The sequence below is a fragment of the Pseudomonas sp. UBA6562 genome (assembly GCF_002434265.1).
GTDB lineage: Bacteria > Pseudomonadota > Gammaproteobacteria > Pseudomonadales > Pseudomonadaceae > Aquipseudomonas.
Window position 1 is genome coordinate 41,011 of the sequence record NZ_DJJS01000007.1, and the last position, 17,978, is coordinate 58,988.

The window sequence follows — 17,978 nt, forward strand, 5'->3', positions numbered from 1 at the left end:
ACCAAGAGGAATACACCATGGCCGCACGCTTCCCGCTGCCGAACGGCTCTGTGCTGGAGATCGCCGCATCTCTCGGCAATGCCGTCGCTTACACCGCGCTCACCAATGCCGCACCACCGGTGGCCACCGCCGCCGGCCACACCATCAAGAACGGAGACGTGCTGGTGGTGAACTCGGGCTGGTCGCTGATCAACGACCGCGCGGTCCGCGCCTCTAACGTGGCGACTGACAAGTTCTCCATGGGCGGGCTGAACACCACCAACACCGACAAGTACACCGCCGGCGCCGGCGTGGGCTCGGTGCTCCCGGTAAGCAACTGGGCGCAGATCTCCAAAGTGACCGCGTTCACCTCGTCTGGCGGCGAGCAGCAGTACCTCACCGTTGGCTACCTGGAGGACGACGACGACCGCCAGTTCCCGACCAACCGCAACCCGATCAACCTGGCTATCACCGTCGAGGACCAGCCTACCGCCGCCTATGTCGCGTTGGTTGAGGGCTATGGCGATACCAAGTCGCTGACCGTGCTGCGCCTCAAGCTGCCGAACGGCGACCAGATCCTCTACCCGGGCTATGTCAGCATTTCCAGCACTCCAACCATGGAGCGCAACAGCCTAATGACCCGCACCATCAACGTGGCCCTGTCGGGCCGTCCACTGCGCTACATCCAGGCCGCGTAAGGAACCCCTATGGCGAAGATCAAGATTGCGCAGAACCCCACGTTCAGCGCTGCAGTGCTGTTGCCGCGCGTCGGCGCCGAGCCGGTCGAAGTGAAGTTCGAATTCCGCTACTTCGACCGCTTGGCGCTGGCGGAGATGTTCGATCGCTGGAACCAAGCCCGCGAGTCGCTGGCCGACCAAGCGAAGGAGGGCGCAACCTGGGCCGAGGTCACCCGCAGCGAGGTGCAACTGCAGGCCGACCAGATCAAGGAGATCGTGCACGGTTGGGGCTTACAGGACGACTACACCGATGAGTCGGTGCGCCAGCTGGTGCTGACCTGCACCGGCGCCCCGAAGGCCGTGATCGACGCCTATCAAGCAGCCTACGCCCCGGCACGCCTGGGAAACTGAGGGCGGCGGCGCGGGCCATGTATGAGCGTGGTCCCACTGCCGAGCAGCTTGGTGCGCTGGGCCTGAGCCTGGCGGACGTTCCAGACGAAGAGGTCGAGGTATGGCCGGATGCCTGGCCAGCCTTGCGGCTATTTGAGGCGATGGGCACGCAGTGGCGTACAGGGCAGGGTGGGGCTTCGGGGTTGGACTACACGGCCGTGCCGGCCACCGCCGCAATGCTTGGGATCAAGCGAAGAGACCTCGTCGACATCTTCCCGGACCTGCGCGTTTTCGAGGTCGAGGCTCTGGCTGTTATGGCTGAGTCCTTGGGGTAGGTCAGGCCATCGGAAATCATCGTGGTCGGTGGGCCGTGGCTTGACCGGACACGCCTTGTGTTGCGTCATCGGGACGCGTTATGGAGCGGCTAGGCCGCAGGAGGAAATATGCTAACTGCTGAGCAAAAGCAGGATATCCATAAGGAGTGCAAGCGCAGGGCTGCGAGCGATGAGCAGCTCGCAGCAAAGATTGGTCAGCTTAGGTCGCTTACTTGCCCGAGCGTTTAATGTCATCGATAAAGTTCTGCAGAACCAAATCGAAGACCTCTTTGCTCTCGGCCGCTTTGTAATCGCTACCGATTGCAGACGCAAGTCTGGCCACATAGAGGTCTTCGTTCAGCACGCCAGTTTGTTTAAGGCTTGCCGCAAGACAGCGCACCGCAAGACTGATAGCTTTTATTTCACTTTGAGTTGTTGCGTCTGTCATATTGACCTCCTAGGTCGTGACTCCCCAGTCCATGGGCTTTCCGGCAACGGACCAGGGCGGTTCGTTGGGAGGCACAACGCTACTACGGCTCCAGCTATCGTTGGTACTGGCATTCCATCCACACTGGATGCCCTGACAGGCTCCTGATACTGTCTTTGCATTTAAGGGAGGTAATGCGTTGAAGCTAGACAAGGAGTTGGTACGCGAGATTCTTCTAGCGGTGGAGGCGCATGACGAGGCCCTTGGCTGGATGACGCTCTCCATTGATGGGCGGGCCGCTAAAGACGTCTCGTATCACGTCATGCTGCTGGATGAGGCTGGTCTTGTAGTTGGCATCCAGTTAGGCGGGATGAACCACTTCGAGTGGCAGCCTAAGAGACTGACGTATCAAGGCCATGAGTTCCTCGACACGGTTCGTGACCCAGAAATCTGGCGCAGGACCAAAAGCGGAGCCGAGAAGGCCGGCGTGGCCGGCCTCGGCATGCTTGTGGAGCTTGGTAAAGCTTATGGCAAGCAGATGTTAAGGGAGCGATTGGGAATCGAGCTTCCTTGATGAGCAGACGAGCCCAGCCCCGCGCTGGGCTTTTTGCGTCTGGCACCATCAAAAAGCCTGGGGCTTGGCCTGACCAAGCGTTATTTTTTGCGGCACGCACATTTATCGAAGAGCTGATCCGCGCCGCCGTGCTTGCTCACGAAGTAGCTATGCGCGTGACCTTGCCGTCCAGTTTCGAGGGCAAGCCTCTCGATCGCAGCAACCTTTTCCACGCGGCTGCCTCTCCCCTCATAGATCTTTCGCAAGTCCATCAAGAAGTTCAGGTAATCATTTAGGGCGTAGTCTAGCTGACCAATGTCTGACCACGTGTGAGCACTGTCGATGTTGCCGTTCTCGTCAAGAGCAATGAAAGAACCGGCAGGGAAGTAGAGGTCACACCGGAGCTTCTGGATCCGCTTGAACTCGTGATCGCCATACTTACACAGGGTGCCAACCAGGCTGAGATTCTTCAGGGTGTTCGAGGCAAAAGCTCGCGGGACGAAACAGACTGTAACCGATGAAAGCAAGCTGTCAGCCTTTGCGGTTTTTGGCAGTCCAGTAGTAGTCATGCAAATCCAGTCCTTTGGCGTGGCTAGCCATCCAGAATACCAGTGACTACGATCAACGTGTACGCGCACCTAACCGCCCCCAAACGCGGTGCATGGTTTTGGCGTCACTTGCCAATAGTGGTAGATTCTGACCTCCACCAAGGAGGACTGCCGTGAAGCAAGTAATTTTTTTCGCGCTTGCCATTTTTTCAGCATCGGCTATGGCTGAGGGTGAGGAGATCTGCAAGAAGGTGTCTGCGAATGCCGGCAAGGCTATGGCTGCTCGTCAAGACGGCGTACTACTTGAAGAGGCGATGTCCACAGTGGGTAACCAAAGCCAATTCGCAAACGCAATGATCATGCGAGCATATGCATCGCCGATCAGAGACAGCGAAAGCGCCAGGAAGCAGGAAATCTCGGAGTTCCGTAACCTGATCTATGCCGAATGCTACAACGTACATAACTAAACAGAATCCAACAAAGAACCCGCCTCGGCGGGTTTTTTAATGCCCGGAGAAAACCATGACGACCATCGCCGAACTTGGGATCAAGGTCGATTCGGGAGACGCCGTCAGCGCTGCGTCCGATCTAGATCAGTTGACAGACGCAGGCAAGCGCACTGAAGAGTCTGCTGGCAAAGCCGGCGGGGCATGGGAAGCCGCGCTGACCGGCATGCGCGGCGATACGCGCCAGATCGTCCAAGAGCTGCAAGCCCTCAACGCCAGGCAGGGCGAAATGGCTCAACAGATGGCGACGGTCGGCAGCGCCGTTACTTCGGCGTCCGCGGCATTCACCAGCGCCGCAGCGAGCATGACAGCGTTAGGGTCCGCCACAGATCAGGCAGGCCATGCCCAGGCCACGCTCACAAGCGCGACGGACGCTGTAAGCCAGGCAGAGGGCCGCGCAGCAGAGTCGGCCGATGAGCGTCGAGCTCGGCTGGAGTCTATGGCCAAGGCCTCGCTTGAGGCCAGCGAATACCACCAGAGCCTGGCCGCCAGCGTAGCCAAAGCCGGTACGGCCATGGAAGGCGCTCAATCGTCGGCGACCAACTGGGCTGCCTACCAGGACGAGATCAACGCCCGCGGCCGCGCGCTGTTGGAAACCGAGGATCGGCTGGCTGAAGCTGCGCGCCAAGCAGCGGCAACCAACGGGCTGCAAGCCCAAGGTCTCCAAGAGCTGCTCGGTCGGATCAACCCTGTAGTTGCAGCGCTGGACAAGCTCGACCAGCAACAGGCCCAACTCCGCCAGTTTAAAGATGCCAAACTGCTGGATGATGAGACATTCCGCGAGTACAGCACGCGCATCGAAACCGCTCGCCAGAAACTCGGCGACTTCGACGAAGGCGTTCGGAATACGGGTGTTTCCGCAGGGCAAACCGCTGCGGCGTTGCGCCAGTTGCCCGCGCAATTCACCGACATTTTCACCAGCTTGGCAGGCGGACAAAACCCACTGCTGGTGCTTATCCAACAGGGTGGACAGATCGCTGATTCCTTTGGAGGCATAGGCCCGACTCTGGATGCACTGAGCGAGAAGGTGCGCTCTGTACTCGGCCTGGGCGGCGGTATCGCCTCTGTAGGCCAGGCACTCGGATCTATAGGGGACGGAAGCAACGCGGCCGCTGAAGGCGCTGAGGCTGCCAGCGAAAGCTTGGGAGACATGGCGGATGGCGCAAACACGGCCGCCGATGCTTCGAAAAATGCAGCGGAAGCCGCTGGCGCATTACGTACAGCCACGAGTGGTGTCGGTATCGGCGCCGGCTTGATGGTGGGTGGTGCTCTAGCAGCCGCAGCCGCAGTGGCTGCGCTCATTGCCGCATACAAGCAAGGTAGTGACGAGGGCACGGCCTTCAGCACGGCGCTGATTCTGACCGGCAACACGGCGGGCACTACATCGCATGAACTGGCGAATATGGCCAAGGCCGTCAGCCAGGTGAACGGCACGGTGCACGAAGCTGCAGCTACGCTGACGCTGCTTGCTGGCTCTACCAAGATTCCTGTGGATTCGTTCGAGCTTATCGCAACGGCGGCCGCCAACATGGAGGACGCCACCGGCAAGGCCGCAAGCGAAACTGTCGCAGAGTTCAGCAAGATCGCCGACGACCCTGTCAGCGCGATTCTGAAGCTCAACGACTCGATGAACTTCCTCACTGCCGATACCTACAAGCAAATCAAATCGTTGCAGGATCAGGGAGACTCGCAAGCCGCCGCGACACTGGCAATCCATACCTATGCGGACACCATCAACGCTCGAACACCGGAGATCAACGAGAACCTCGGCTACATCGAGCGGGCATGGAAAAACCTCGGAGATGCCGCAAAAATTGCCTGGGATACCGCGCTTGGCGTCGGCCGCAAGTCTGATCCTGGGCCCGACCTAACAAACCTCAAGCAGCGGCTTGCTTACCAATCCAGCCTGATAGATACGCCGGACGAGAACACCGCTAAGGGCTCTTCAACCAACACCAGGGATATGGTCAAGGCCCTCACTGACCAGATATCCGCCGCTGAAAAGCTCGTCGCGGCCGATCGCGAGGCAGCGCGTGCTGAGGGGGCCAAGCAACAAGCCAATAGCCGTACAATTGCGGATCAGCGCAAGCTGGACAAGCTGCGCGATGAAACTCAGTCCAAGGAGCAACGCCGGAAGAAGGAACTGGACGAGTACGATGCTCTGGTAGCGCGCCGGAAGGCCGATGCGCAGACTCTGGGCGATAAGAGTTTGCTGATCAGCGCCGAGCAGCAAGCTAAAGACATCGCTGCGATCCGGGAGAAATACAAGGACACGCAGAAGGCTGCCGGGGAGGTTGATCTTTCTGAGTTCAACGACATGAAAAACGCCCTCAACGCCATCCTCGCCGAGTACAAAAACCACCAGAAGGAGCTGGATGCGGCGCAAAAAGCAGGGCTCGTTTCCCAGGAGTCCTACGCTTCACAGCGCGCCGCCCTGATCGAGCAGCAGTCTTCGGACGTGACCCATGCCTACGAGGCCGAGATTGCCGCGCTCGAGCAGGCCAAGGGCCGCAGCACGACCAACGCCCAGCAGCGCATCCAGCTCGACCAGAAGATCGCCGATGCGCGCGCTTCCATGGTCAAAGCTCAGAAGGACGCAGAGACAGAGCTGGCGGTGCTGGCCACCAACGAAGAGGGGCGCCTGGCCAAGCAAGAGGCTGCGGTCAAGGCGTACACCGATCAACTTGAGCGGCAGCGTGAGGCACTTGCGATATCCGGCACCCGGGCAGCCAATGCCCTGGGCCTGGGCGACCGCGAGGCCGGCCTGCAAAGCAACTTGGACGACGCAACCGACCGCTTCAACGAAGACCGCGCCCGGCTGCTTGATCGCCGGCGCACAGCCCCCGACAAATACTCCCAAGGCGATTACGAGCGCGATCTGGTCATTCTCGCCCAGGCGGAAGACCGGTACCGGGAAACCGTGGTCGACAACTACGACAAGATCACGGCGGCCCAGGGAGACTGGCGCAATGGCGCTTCCTCGGCCTTCCAGAACTATCTGGAGCAAGCCCAGGACGTTGCTGGCCAAACCCGGTCGCTGTTCACGAATGCCTTCAGCTCCATGGAGGACGCGGTGGTCGAGTTCGCCATGACCGGCAAGCTCTCGTTCGCAGACTTCACCAAGTCGATCCTGGCAGACATGGCACGCATTGCAACGCAGCAGGCCGCATCAAGCCTGCTGGGCGGCTTGGTCAACCTCGGGATGTCGGCTTACTTCGGGGGCGGTACTGGAAACGGCTTGGAGGCAGGCTCGGCAGGGGCGGTGTCCTCCAATCTTGGGGCTTCACGGGCCGGGTATTCTTCTGCGTTCGGATTCTCTGATGGCGGTTACACAGGGGATGGCGGCAAGTACGACCCTGCGGGAGTCGTGCACGGCGGCGAGTTCGTACTTCGCCGCGAAGTCGTGAACCAACCTGGTATGCGCGATTACCTGGAGACGCTGAACACCCGTGGCTACGCCGACGGTGGCTACGTCGACTCCATCACCACCCGCCCGGCGCCACGGCAGGCTGCCGCCAACCCTGCATCGGTCGTCATCCAGCAGCAGATCAGCGTCGACGGAGGCTCAGGCCAGGCCGGCGCCTCGGCGGACGACATGAGCGCCGTCACCCAGGCCTACATGACAGCGGCGAAAGAGGGCGCTCAGCAGGAGATCACCAAGCAGCTCAAGCGCGGCGGGATGATCTGGTCTGCTATCAACCGGCCCATTCGATAGAAACCGCAGGAGGGCCCTATGGCCGAACGATTCACTTGGAAGCCGAATCGCTCGGCCCCAGGCACGTTCCAAAACGCTGTGCGCTCCGCCAGCTTTGGCAACGGCTACCGCCAGGTCGCCGGGAACGGCATCAACAACGAAACCCAGTCGTGGAACCTCACCTTCACGGGGAAGAAGGCGCGCATTGCCGCGATTCTGGCGTTTCTCCGCGCCCAGCAGGGGTTCAAGGCTTTCATCTGGAAGACGCCGTTCGACGGCGATCTCCACTTCACCTGCAACGCATACAGCCCCACGGACCAAGGGGGCGACTTGTGGATGCTGACTGCAACCTTTGAACAGACCCACCAGGTGACCTGATGGCCGAGAGTATCTACGAAGACATCCAGAAGCTTGTACCTGGGCAGTATGTCGAGCTGTTCGAGCTGGACCTTACCGCGCTCAACGGCGACGTCTACTACTTCCATGGCTACACCCGTGTGGGCCCGATCTTCTGGCAGGGCCGCGAGTATTCGCCCTGGCCCATCAAGGTCGAAGGCATGGGCATGACTGGCGATGGGCAGCAGAACAGCCCAACCCTTACGGTGGGTAACGTCTCAGGCCTGATCACGGCCTTGTGCCGGATCTACGATGACCTGATCGACGCAAAGGTGGTACGCCACCGGACCCTCGGCCGCTTCCTCGATGCCGCCAACTTCCCAGGCGGCAACCCGGAGGCTGATCCAGAGGAGCACTTTGCCGACGATGTTCTGACCATCGACCAGAAGCAGGCCTCCGATAGCGAGGTTTCTTCGTTCGTGCTGAAGTCTCCGCTGATCGCCTCGGACCGCAAGCTGCCCGGCCGGCAGATCGTCGCCAACTGCTGCCAGTGGCTGACCATCGGCGGCTATCGGGGTCCGTACTGCGGCTACACCGGGTCGAACTACGCCACTGACAAGGACGTGCGCACCGGCGACCCGGAGCGTGACATGTGCTCTGGAACGCTGACTGGCTGCAAGCTGCGCTTCGGCGAGCACAACCCGCTGCGCTACGGCAGCTTCCCCTCCGCCGGCAACTGAGGCTTACCCATGAAAATTTCCGAGGCTGTCACTGCGGCCATGTACACGCACGCTCGCGAGAAAGCCCCGCAGGAGTGCTGTGGGCTGCTGGTCAGAGTTGGGCGCAAGCTCCAGTACCTGCCCTTGCAAAACACGGCGCCGGATCCCGAGCAAGACTTTCGGATCAGCGCCCAGGACTGGGCTGATGCGGAGGATCGGGGCACGGTTGCCGCGGTGGTGCACAGCCACCCTGGCCAGTCGGCACGGCTCAGCACGCCCGACCGGGCAGCGATGGAAGCCACTGCGATGCCCTGGGTGATCATCGAGGTTCGCGAGGGCAAGCCGGTAGGGCACCTAGTGCATGAACCTGACGGGTACCAGGCTCCGCTGGTGGGCCGGCCGTTCCACCACGGCGTGTTGGACTGCTACACGCTTGTGCGCGACTACTACCGGCGCGAGCTGGGTATTGACCTTCCTGACTACGAGCGCGAGGACGGCTGGTGGGACAAAGGCCAGGATCTCTACGCCGACAACTTCGAAGGCGCTGGCTTCTACCCGGTCGACCCGGGCGATCTGCGCCAGGGTGACCTCATCGTCATGCAGGTCCGGTCCGAGAGGGCCAATCATGCAGGCGTTTACCTGGCCGCCGGCGTGCTCAAGACCGAACCCGACCACCACCCGGTACCGGGCGCCATCCTGCACCACCTGTACGGTCGCGACTCCAAGCGAGACGTGTTCGGTGGTTTCTGGCTCGAGGCGGCCCGTTTCTACATGCGACACAAGGAATCCCCCCATGGCTGATCGAGTACGCATTGTCCGGCTGCACGGTGAGCCTGGGCGGCTTTTCGGGCGTGTGCACCGTCTAGCGGTCCAGTCCTCGGCCGAGGCAGTCAGAGCGCTCTGCGTCCTGTTCCCTGGCTTCCAGGCCTACTTGGCCACATCCAAGGAACGCGGCCTGGCGTTCGCGGTGTTTTACGGCAAGCGCAACATCGGCGAGCACGAACTGGGCCATCCGCCAGGAAGCGCTGAAATCCGCATTGCGCCGGTGGTGCAGGGCAGCAAGAGCAGTGGCGGGCTACAGGTCGTGCTTGGTGTGGCGCTGATGGCAGCGATGGTCGTCGCCGGTCCGGCTGGTTGGGCCGGCCTGGCTTCGGCATCGAGCTGGGGCGCCGCACTCAGCGCAGGCGGCCTGGCTGGCGCAACGGCCATGGTGGGTATGTCGCTGGCCATTGGCGGTGTCGCGCAAATGGTCACCGGCCAGCAGGCCAAGATCGATAGCAGCGAGTCCGTCGACAATCGCCCCAGCTACAACTTCACTGGCATCAAAAACACTGTCACCCAAGGCAATCCGGTGCCGCTGTGCTACGGCGAAATGACGGCCGGCTCTGCGCAGCTCTCCCTCGGCATCCGCGCCGAAGACCAGCAATAGAGGTTCTCATGACTGACCTGTCCATTCAGGGTTCCAAGGGCGGATCCAAACAGCACACGCCCGTCGAAAGCCCCGACAGCCTGATCAACATCAGCTATGCCAACATTCTGGACGGGATCAGCGAAGGCCCCATCGTCGGCCTGGTCAACGGCGCGCAATCCATCTACTTGGACAAGACGCCCCTGGCCAACAGCGACGGCAGCCTGAACTTCACCGGAGTGACCTGGGAGCAGCGCACTGGCGAGCACGATCAGGACCATATTTCCGGTTTCCCGGCGGTCGAATCGCAGGCCTCGGTTGGCGTAGAGCTCAAGGCCAGCCAGCCCTGGGTCCAGTCGTTCAGCAACTTGGAGCTTTCGGCTGTGCGCGTTCAGCTCGGCGTCGGCGCGCTGGTCGTCACAGAGCAAGACGGCGATCGCGTGGGCTACCGTGTTGCGTACGAGATCGACCTGTCGACCGACGACAGCGATTACAAGGTCGTGCACAGCGGTGCATTCGATGGCAAGACAACGACGGGCTATCAGCGCTCGGTCCGCATCGACCTACCCGAGGCGACCCGTGGCTGGCGTCTGCGCGTACGCCGCACCACGCCCGATTCGACCACCTCGAACACGCAGGCCAGCACCTCGGTCGGCACCTACACCGAGATCATCGATGCCAAGCTGCAGTACCCCTATACCGCGCTATGCGGGTTGAAGATCGATGCCAGCCAGTTCTCGGCGATTCCGGAGCGCGCCTACCGCATTCGCGGGCGCATCATCCAAGTGCCGAGCAACTATACCCCGGCCACCCGGGCTTATTCCGGAACCTGGGACGGCACCTTCAAGTTGGCCTGGACCGACTGCCCAGCATGGATCTGGCGTGACATCGTCCTCAACGATCGGTATGGCCTAGGTCGCTTCATTGATAGCAGCCAGATCGACAAGTGGGCGCTCTACCAAATCGCCCAATACTGCGACCAGATGGTTTCGGACGGGAAGGGTGGTCACGAGCCACGTTTCACCTGCAACGTGTACCTGCAATCGCGGGCCGACGCGCTGACCGTGCTGCAAGATTTGGCTTCGGTCTTCCGAGGGATGAGCTTCTACGCCAGCAGCCAAGTGGCCTGTGCTGCCGACATGCCTGGCGACCCGGTTTACACCTACACCAACGCGAACGTCCTCGACGGCAAGTTCAGCCGCGCCGGCTCGAGCGGTTCGACCCGTTTCAGCGTGGCCAAGGTGGCTTGGAGTGACCGCGAGAACTTCGGCAACCAGCGCGTTGAGTATGTGCAGGACCAGAAGTCCCTGGCGCGTTATGGCGTGCGCGAGACTGAGGTGACGGCTTTCGGCTGCGTGTCGCAAGGCCAGGCTCAGCGCGCGGGCCAGTACATCCTGCTGACCAACCGTCTCGAGACCGGCACCATCACGTTCAGCGTGGGCTTAGACGGCACGATCTGCCGCCCTGGCGACGTAATCCGTGTGGCTGACGAGCACTATGCAGGCGCGCCGCTGGCAGGCCGCATCAAGGCCGCCACGGCCAGTACCGTGACGCTGGACACTGACATCAAGGTCGCCGCCGGTGACACCCTGGTGGTGATCTTGCCCAAGGGCGTGGCGGAGACTCGCGTGGTGCAATCGGTCGCAGGCCGCGTGGTCACTGTGACCCAGGCGTTTTCGGCCGTGCCGGTCAAGGAGTCGGTCTACACCATCGAGACCTCCGAACTGGTTGCCGAGACCTACCGCGTGCTGACCGTGAATGAGAATTTCGGCGACGACAAGCTGCAGTACGACGTGGTGGCCATCGCTCGCAACAATAGCAAGTTCGCCGCGATCGACGACGGCGCGCAGATCATCATTCCGCCGACCAGTGTGCTGCCGGCCGCCGTGCAGGCGCCGCCCACCAACGTCAAGTTGAGCACGTTCGATACCCTGAACCAGGGGATCAACATCGCGACCATGCGAATCACCTGGGACGCCTCGCGTGGTGCCCAGAGCTACCGCGTATGGTGGAAGCGCAACAACGGCGACTGGATCTACGCGGGAGTGACCTACACGGCTGCGCTGGAAGTACGCGGGATCTACAGCGGCACCTACACCGCGCGCGTGTCGGCCGAGGGTGTGGCCGGCAACAGCTCCATCTGGGCTTTGTCTGAGCCGACGGCATTGTTCGGCAAGACCGGCGAGCCGCCGGCGATTACCAGCCTGACCACGGAAAGCCTGCTGTTCGGCATCGGCCTCAAGTGGACCTTCCCACCAGGCGCCGAAGACACCCAGCGCACCGAGCTGTGGTACAGCGCGGGCAGTGTGCTGGCCGATGCTACCAAGCTGGCGGACCTGGCCTATCCGCAGGACAAGCACACGCTGCAAGGCCTGCGCGCCGGGCAGCGGTTCTACTTCTGGGCGCGCCTGGTCGATCGGTCTGGCAACGTCGGCCCATGGTTCCCGAGCGGCACTACGCTGGTCACCGGCCAGGCAAGCGCCGACGCTGGCCCGATCCTCGAGCAGATCAAGGACCAGATCACCGAGAGCGAGTTGGGCAAAGAGCTGACGAGCAAAATCGAGAAGATCGCGCTCATCGACGGCAACGGTCCGGGGTCCGTGAACGAACGCCTGGGTACCGCCAAGACCGAGCTGGCCAAGCAGATCAGCGACGTCAACAACGCGCTCGGCGCCACCAAGAGCAACCTGCAGCAGCAGATCACTGCGGTGAGCGCCGACGTATCGGCCGCCAAGACCGACCTGCAGCAGCAGATCGCCAACGTCTCGGCCCTGTCCGGCTCGCTGCCGTACCGCAAGGACAAGACCTACACCACCAGCCAGAGCGCCCTCGGCGCCGACGGCAAGCTGTACCAGGCCACCAAGGCGGTACCGCTGAACACGCCGCCGCCGAACGCGGACTACTGGACCGATGTGGGCCAGGCGGTTGTCACGGCCAATGGCGTGGCTGCGCGGGTGTCGAAGGTTGAAACCGACGTCTCGACGCTGGACGGGAAGGCTACGGCGCAGGCTTCGCAGCTCAGCGGGCTGCAAACGAGCTTGACCACCACCAACGGCAACGTCACCGCCGCGCAGAACGCCGCCGATGCGGCCAACGCGCTGGCGGGCGGGAAGGGCAAGGTGATCATCCAGGCAGCCGCCCCGGCCACCGCCGACCGGCTGGCGCAAAACCTGTGGATCGACACCACGGGCAATGCCAACACGCCCAAGCGCTGGAATGGCTCGGCATGGGTGGCGGTGACCGACAAGGCCGCCACGGACGCAGCAGCTGCCGCACAGTCTGCGCTGGCCCTGGCACAGACCAAGGCCGATGCCTCGGTGGTCAGCAGTATTTCGACACGGGTTACCGACGCCGAGGGCAAGCTTTCGTCCCAAGCCACCAAGCTGGACGGCATGCAGACCAGCATCGACGGCAAGGCCAGCTCCCAGGCGTTGCAACAGGTCACCAGCCGCGTGACGGCCACCGAGCAGAAGGATGCCGCGCAGGACCAGCAGCTGACTTCGCAGAGCCAGGCACTGACCTCGCTCAAAGACAGCGTGGACAAGAAGGCCGACTCGTCGGCTGTGCAGTCCCTGAGCAACGAGGTCAAGCAGCAGGGGCAGACACTCACCTCGCAGGGTCAGTCCCTGGTCTCCATCAACTCCACCATTGGCCAGCTCGGCGGGGAAAACTGGATCTACAACCCGTCGTTCGAGAAGAGCGGTTCCGGCGGCCTGGCCGATGGCTGGGCGCGAGCGGGCGCCAGCGGCGTTACTGCCAACCCGAGCATCGTGCCGTCGGCGCTCGCCACTGGAGAGTTTGCCCAACGCATCGATGTGACAGGGGTGTCGGCTTCGGCCTGGGGTCGGATCGGGAACCTGGCTAATCGCCGGGTCAAAGTCAGCCCCGGTGCTGCTGTTACCCTGTCGGCCTATATGCGCGGCACGGCTGGCTTGAACGTGCGTTGCGAGATTCAGTTCCTCAACGCCGCCGGCAGCAGTATCAGTGGCGTGCCCGTGGCCGCCAATACCCTGGCGACTGCGGACTATGCCCGCCTGTCACACAGCGTGGTGGCGCCGCAGGGGACGGTCGAGTGCAATTTCTTCGTCACCTGTTATGGCACGGCGGCGATCAGCTCGGCGTTCCTTGAGGTGGACCGGTGCCAACTGGAATTCAGCCCATCTGTAAGTGGCTGGCGGGACAATGGCGCGGTCAATGCCGACGCGGCGACGGCCGTTGCCTCTGCGGTGCAAAGCCTCTCTGGAAGGGTTGACCAGACCGAGTCGTCGCTGACCTCGCAGTCGGGCGCCATCACCCAACTGACCAACTCGCTGAACACCACCAATCAGGAGGTGGGCAAGAAAGCCGACGCCTCGACGGTACAGTCGCTGGGCAACACCGTGTCGCAGCAGGGCACGGCGATCAGCGCCAACGGCCGCGCCCTGACGAATATCAGTGCAAGCCTGAGCAATCTGGGCGCCAGCGGCGTCAACCTGGTGCCGGCCGAATACTGCGCGTTCGCAAAGGATCTGCCTGCGAACATGTATTCGAACGGCGGCGTGGCGATGAGCACCGTGGCCGACGCTGCGGCGTTCAAGGGCTATGCGCTGAAGGCTGCCAACAGCAACGTCGATTCCCACACCTTTGGCCTGAACAACGGTTTTACCGCGGCCGGCTGCAACATGGGCTTCAAGTCGGGCAAGTACCTGGTGTCGTTCTACGCCAGGGCGGAAGTGGCCGGGCACGTCGTCGGTGTCTACGCGCGCGTTCTGCTCGCCGACGGCTCGTCGTTCAAGACGTCGAACGCGCCGACGTTCACGCTGACCACCGCGTGGGCCAGGTACGTCGGCGTTATCGACCTGACCGACCCAGCCTACACCGGCACGCAAATGCAGCTTGCGGTCCAAAGCAACCGCTCCGGCGTCGCCAACCGGGTCACCTATTACGACCGCTTCATGTTCGAAGCGGCGGTCAATGACCAGGTCGAGCCTTCCACCTTCAGCATGGGCAACAGCTTCGACCAGTCGGCGGTGCTTGCCGAGGCCACTACGGCGCTGTCCGGCCGAGTCGGTAAAAACGAGGAAGGCCTGACCTCGACCAGTTCGCAGCTGACGCAGTTGAAGAACTCGATTGGTGGCAGCGGCGTGAACCTGCTGCCTGCTGAATATTCGACGTTCCAGAAAACGTTACCTGCCATCGACGGCAGCAGCTACGTGGCGAGCCTGGACAGCGATGCGGCGACCTTCAGCGGCGCCGCTTTGAAGTTCACCTGGTCGAGCGATTCGGTGGCGCTGGCCGCGTTCCTTGCGGCAAGCCGAAACGTCGGCAATATGGGCATGAAGCCGCAGAAATTCATCATCTCGTACCGCGCGCGGGCGAGTGTCGCCGGGCACGTGGTGGCGCTATACCTGCGAAGCATCAACACAGACGGCAGCGCCTCGAACAGCCCAGCGGCCACGCAACAGGCGCTGACCACGGCATGGGCTCGCTACTCCTACGTCGCCGACCTGTCAGGAGGGGGATTCACCGGCGACAAGATGCTACTGGCGCTGCAAATGAACCGGTCCGGGGTGTCGGGTCGATCGGTCTGGTTTGACCAGATCATGGTCGAGCAGATGGTGGGCGATGGGGCGGCACCGAGCACGTTTGTGCCGGGCAACACCGCCGACCAGGCTAGTGCTGCTTCGTCGGCGATTGATTCGCTCAACTCGTCTGTGACTCAGCAGGGCAAAGACCTTACCTCCGTTACTGGCCGCACGACCTTGCTGGAAGGCTCGGTCAACAGCACCAGCAGCGGCCTGGCCACGAAGGCGAGCACCAGCGCGCTACAGACCCTCACGGGCCGCGTGACGGCGACGGAAGGCGGCTTGACCGCCGCCAACTCAAGCATCACCCGCATTGGCAGTCAGGTCGGCGCCATCGGCGGTACCGGGTCCAATCTGGTGCCGGCGGAATACTCGACGTTCACCGACACGCTGCCGGCGTTCCGTGCCCAGGGCGGGCTCAGCATCACCGCCCAGGCGGACAGTTCGGCCTACTCCAGCAGTTTGCTGAAGGTCGACTCAAGCACGGGGTCAGGCTGGATGTGGCTGGCCGGCAGCCCGTCGGACTTCAACCTTCGGCTGGTGGCCGGGCGGCAGTACATCGTTTCGTTCTGGGCCAGGGGCAGCGCTGCGCACGTCGTGGCAGTACGCCTGCGGTACCAGAACACCGCAGGCGGCGAGACGGAGATTGCAGCAGCCAACGTCAACGTTGCCACCGACATGGCGCGGCTGAGCCTGACGTTCACGGCGCCCGCCGCGCTGGCCGGACCTGCGTGCATTGTGCTGTTCACGCAATCGGCGGGAAACGCGGGCATCACCTGGTTCGATGGCTTCATGGTCGAGGAGAAGATCGGCGAAGCCACGGCGCCGTCGGCCTTCACGCCAGGCACTTCCACCCGGCAGGCTGCCGGCCAGGCGCTCGCCGTGTCGGCGCTGGACACGAAGGTCACGCAGCAAGGGGCCAAGATCGAGTCGGAGGCCAAGCGCACGGACGGGCTGTACACGTCTGTGGGGAATGCCAACTCAGCGATTCAAAGCGAGGCCTCGACCCGATCCAGCGCTGACACTGCGCTGGGCCGTCGCATCGACACGGTGCAGAGCAACGTCGGTAACGCGACTGCTTCGATCCAGAGCGAAGCGCAAACCCGCGCCGACGCGGACTCGGCGCTTGGCCGGCGCGTCGACGATACCCAGGCCAGCCTGGGCAATACGAACGCCTTTGTTCAGCAGGTTAGCACCGCCCAAGTCGGGCTCGACAACAAGGTCAACGCTTCCTACTCCGTCCGGCTCCAGGTCGTAAACGGGAACCAGTATGTGGCTGCGGGCTTTGGAGCTGGGATCGAGAACAATGGCGGAGTGCTGCAGTCGACCTTCGCTGTGATGGCAGATCGGTTCGCTGTTCTCAATCCAAGCGGCAATGGCTTCGTGAATCCGTTCGCGATCCAGAACGGCCAGGTGTTCATCAACGATGCGTTTATCTCAAAGCTGGCAGTGCAGAACGCGATGGTTGGTAGTTCGATCCAGTCTTCGAGCATGACCAGCTATGGCGTGCCGATCATGTCTGCGGACTTCGTGAGCGGCCAAATCACTGCACGCGATCCTAGCAGTTCGAGCACCTACAGCTTCATGAATAGGAACGGCCTTGTTGTCGTGATCGACGGAGCTATCCGAGTGCGCATGGGCAAATGGTGATATGGGGGCGCATGCCCCTTTGAGGAGTGAATATGCCAGCCGGTCTTCAAGTATTTGGTTCTGACGGCAGGCTGCTTGTCGATATGTCTTCTTCGATCAGCCAGCACCAAGGAGATATTGTTACCAATGCGGCGGGAGGTGCTATTGCACTTCCTGCTCTGCCGCCTGGTAAGCGGCGTTTTTACATCATCGTACCGCTTGTCGATACACAGTTATGGAAAGGTAAAAAGCCAGGAGTGACCATCTCGGGTGACACTCTTTCGTGGCAATATCAACACTCGACATGGTTCGGCCAGTTCAGTGCCAATTGCCGAATTTACTACGGGTACTATTAGGAGGTCAGATGCCTGCTGGATTTCAGGCTTTCAAAGAAGACGGCTCGTTACTTTTCGACATTGATCGAATTAGCTACGGTCTTTTGAAAAGCGGCTACTTGAATCTGGTTGATCGCTGGGGCAGGCATTACATTCGGTCAATCAACCTCAACCCTAACGATGAAAGCAGCTGGGTATATACCAATTTGCGCGACCCCATCTGCGGGATTACCGTCAGTGGCGCCGTATCACCCATCGTTTTCTTGGTTGGGGACGGCAAGCCATGCGGCGAGTCGGTCAGCGGCAACAATAGAACGCTTTACTTCCAAGGATGCTCACCGAACACGAAAGCCTTTGTATTTGATTTGATGCGTGATGTTGGGGAAAGGGCCGGCATGGAGTGCTATGACGCAACGGGTCGGCTCAGCTTCACAACTGGCATGCCTCCGCTGAACGTAATAGCAACTGTTGATCCGCCAGCTATCAATCCTCCTGTTTCGCCCAATACAACTGCGCGCTGGACTCCTTACTCTGGCGGCGCAAACGAAAGATCTGGCCTTGAATGGTCCAGCGGCGATTATGCCCAGCCGAAAGGTGCAGTCTTTATCCCAGTTGCATCTGGCGAGTTGGCAGCCTGCCTAACATTCTCAAGGATCTGCGTGTTAAGTGAAGGGACGGACTTCGGGACTGGGAGTTATAGGGTTAACGCTAATGAGGGCTGTGGTGGTTATTCTGGCGGGGTGAGATTCTTTTTCACGCCCGCAGTTGCAACCACCTCTGCTGTGTCTGGCGGCTCCACCACAGTTTGGTCTGATATTCCAACAGATCGACAGCCACAAGCACTTGTAATTCGCGCAACTGATTATCCATTCCCGTTTAGATAACCAAAGAGGAAACAC

General features: G+C 61.6%; 15 protein-coding genes. 13 read left to right on the forward strand and 2 right to left on the reverse strand.

Translation table 11 applies throughout. The features are described from left to right. The first annotated feature begins 17 nt into the window (after positions 1-17). The 3 genes from B4M43_RS12365 to B4M43_RS12375 are packed head-to-tail and all read left to right on the forward strand — an operon-like array spanning position 18 to position 1,381. A complete protein-coding gene (locus B4M43_RS12365; RefSeq protein WP_296267459.1) occupies positions 18-677 on the forward strand; it encodes a phage tail protein in 660 nt (219 codons plus the stop codon). A 9-nt stretch (positions 678-686) separates the two neighbouring features. Further along, positions 687-1,067, forward strand: coding sequence for a phage tail assembly chaperone (locus B4M43_RS12370; protein WP_296267461.1), 381 nt, complete (start codon positions 687-689; stop codon positions 1,065-1,067). Positions 1,068-1,084: 17 nt separating this feature from the next. Continuing rightward, complete coding sequence (locus tag B4M43_RS12375; protein ID WP_296267463.1) at positions 1,085-1,381, forward strand: DUF1799 domain-containing protein; 297 nt, start codon at positions 1,085-1,087, stop codon at positions 1,379-1,381. Between the two features lie 208 nt (positions 1,382-1,589). Here the strand turns inward: B4M43_RS12375 and B4M43_RS12380 are convergent, their stop codons facing one another. Beyond that, on the reverse strand, positions 1,590-1,808 hold the full coding sequence (locus tag B4M43_RS12380) for a hypothetical protein (RefSeq protein ID WP_296267464.1): 219 nt from the start codon (positions 1,806-1,808) through the stop codon (positions 1,590-1,592). 178 nt (positions 1,809-1,986) lie between these two features. Here B4M43_RS12380 and B4M43_RS12385 point away from each other — a divergent pair, with 178 nt between their 5' ends. Further along, a complete protein-coding gene (locus B4M43_RS12385) occupies positions 1,987-2,361 on the forward strand; it encodes a DUF2513 domain-containing protein (RefSeq protein WP_296267467.1) in 375 nt (124 codons plus the stop codon). Between the two features lie 80 nt (positions 2,362-2,441). Here the strand turns inward: B4M43_RS12385 and B4M43_RS12390 are convergent, their stop codons facing one another. Further along, entirely contained in the window at positions 2,442-2,909 is a 468-nt protein-coding gene (locus tag B4M43_RS12390; RefSeq protein WP_296267469.1) for a hypothetical protein, read from the reverse strand. Positions 2,910-3,061: 152 nt separating this feature from the next. On the opposite strand from B4M43_RS12390, the gene B4M43_RS12395 reads away from it, so the two are divergent. The 9 genes from B4M43_RS12395 to B4M43_RS12435 are packed head-to-tail and all read left to right on the forward strand — an operon-like array spanning position 3,062 to position 17,963. Then, a complete protein-coding gene (locus B4M43_RS12395; RefSeq protein WP_296267470.1) occupies positions 3,062-3,355 on the forward strand; it encodes a hypothetical protein in 294 nt (97 codons plus the stop codon). A gap of 55 nt (positions 3,356-3,410) precedes the next feature. Further along, positions 3,411-7,109, forward strand: a complete 3,699-nt coding sequence (locus tag B4M43_RS12400; RefSeq protein ID WP_296267472.1) for a phage tail tape measure protein — start codon at positions 3,411-3,413, stop codon at positions 7,107-7,109. Positions 7,110-7,127: 18 nt separating this feature from the next. Then, positions 7,128-7,466, forward strand: a complete 339-nt coding sequence (locus tag B4M43_RS12405; protein ID WP_296267474.1) for a phage tail protein — start codon at positions 7,128-7,130, stop codon at positions 7,464-7,466. Continuing rightward, positions 7,466-8,164, forward strand: a complete 699-nt coding sequence (locus tag B4M43_RS12410) for a phage minor tail protein L (RefSeq protein ID WP_296267477.1) — start codon at positions 7,466-7,468, stop codon at positions 8,162-8,164. Before B4M43_RS12405 ends, B4M43_RS12410 begins: the two co-directional genes overlap by 1 nt. Before the next feature lie 9 nt (positions 8,165-8,173). Next, a complete protein-coding gene (locus tag B4M43_RS12415; protein WP_296267479.1) occupies positions 8,174-8,944 on the forward strand; it encodes a C40 family peptidase in 771 nt (256 codons plus the stop codon). Then, entirely contained in the window at positions 8,937-9,572 is a 636-nt protein-coding gene (locus tag B4M43_RS12420) for a tail assembly protein (RefSeq protein WP_296267481.1), read from the forward strand. Before B4M43_RS12415 ends, B4M43_RS12420 begins: the two co-directional genes overlap by 8 nt. A gap of 8 nt (positions 9,573-9,580) precedes the next feature. Further along, complete coding sequence (gpJ, locus tag B4M43_RS12425) at positions 9,581-16,765, forward strand: TipJ family phage tail tip protein (protein WP_296267483.1); 7,185 nt, start codon at positions 9,581-9,583, stop codon at positions 16,763-16,765. Positions 16,766-16,797: 32 nt separating this feature from the next. Further along, on the forward strand, positions 16,798-17,100 hold the full coding sequence (locus tag B4M43_RS12430) for a hypothetical protein (protein WP_296267485.1): 303 nt from the start codon (positions 16,798-16,800) through the stop codon (positions 17,098-17,100). 8 nt (positions 17,101-17,108) lie between these two features. Beyond that, entirely contained in the window at positions 17,109-17,963 is an 855-nt protein-coding gene (locus B4M43_RS12435) for a hypothetical protein (protein ID WP_296267487.1), read from the forward strand. Positions 17,964-17,978: the final 15 nt, after the last annotated feature.

Excerpts from the sequence above, each read along its gene's own strand:
- B4M43_RS12365 (WP_296267459.1), top strand. The coding sequence starts at position 18 with ATGGCCGCACGCTTCCCGCTGCCGAACGGCTCTGTGCTGGAGATCGCC.
- B4M43_RS12370 (WP_296267461.1), top strand. The coding sequence starts at position 687 with ATGGCGAAGATCAAGATTGCGCAGAACCCCACGTTCAGCGCTGCAGTG.
- B4M43_RS12375 (WP_296267463.1), top strand. The coding sequence starts at position 1,085 with ATGTATGAGCGTGGTCCCACTGCCGAGCAGCTTGGTGCGCTGGGCCTG.
- B4M43_RS12380 (WP_296267464.1), bottom strand. The coding sequence starts at position 1,808 with ATGACAGACGCAACAACTCAAAGTGAAATAAAAGCTATCAGTCTTGCG.
- B4M43_RS12390 (WP_296267469.1), bottom strand. The coding sequence starts at position 2,909 with ATGACTACTACTGGACTGCCAAAAACCGCAAAGGCTGACAGCTTGCTT.
- B4M43_RS12400 (WP_296267472.1), top strand. The coding sequence starts at position 3,411 with ATGACGACCATCGCCGAACTTGGGATCAAGGTCGATTCGGGAGACGCC.
- B4M43_RS12405 (WP_296267474.1), top strand. The coding sequence starts at position 7,128 with ATGGCCGAACGATTCACTTGGAAGCCGAATCGCTCGGCCCCAGGCACG.
- B4M43_RS12410 (WP_296267477.1), top strand. The coding sequence starts at position 7,466 with ATGGCCGAGAGTATCTACGAAGACATCCAGAAGCTTGTACCTGGGCAG.
- B4M43_RS12415 (WP_296267479.1), top strand. The coding sequence starts at position 8,174 with ATGAAAATTTCCGAGGCTGTCACTGCGGCCATGTACACGCACGCTCGC.
- B4M43_RS12420 (WP_296267481.1), top strand. The coding sequence starts at position 8,937 with ATGGCTGATCGAGTACGCATTGTCCGGCTGCACGGTGAGCCTGGGCGG.
- gpJ (WP_296267483.1), top strand. The coding sequence starts at position 9,581 with ATGACTGACCTGTCCATTCAGGGTTCCAAGGGCGGATCCAAACAGCAC.
- B4M43_RS12430 (WP_296267485.1), top strand. The coding sequence starts at position 16,798 with ATGCCAGCCGGTCTTCAAGTATTTGGTTCTGACGGCAGGCTGCTTGTC.
- B4M43_RS12435 (WP_296267487.1), top strand. The coding sequence starts at position 17,109 with ATGCCTGCTGGATTTCAGGCTTTCAAAGAAGACGGCTCGTTACTTTTC.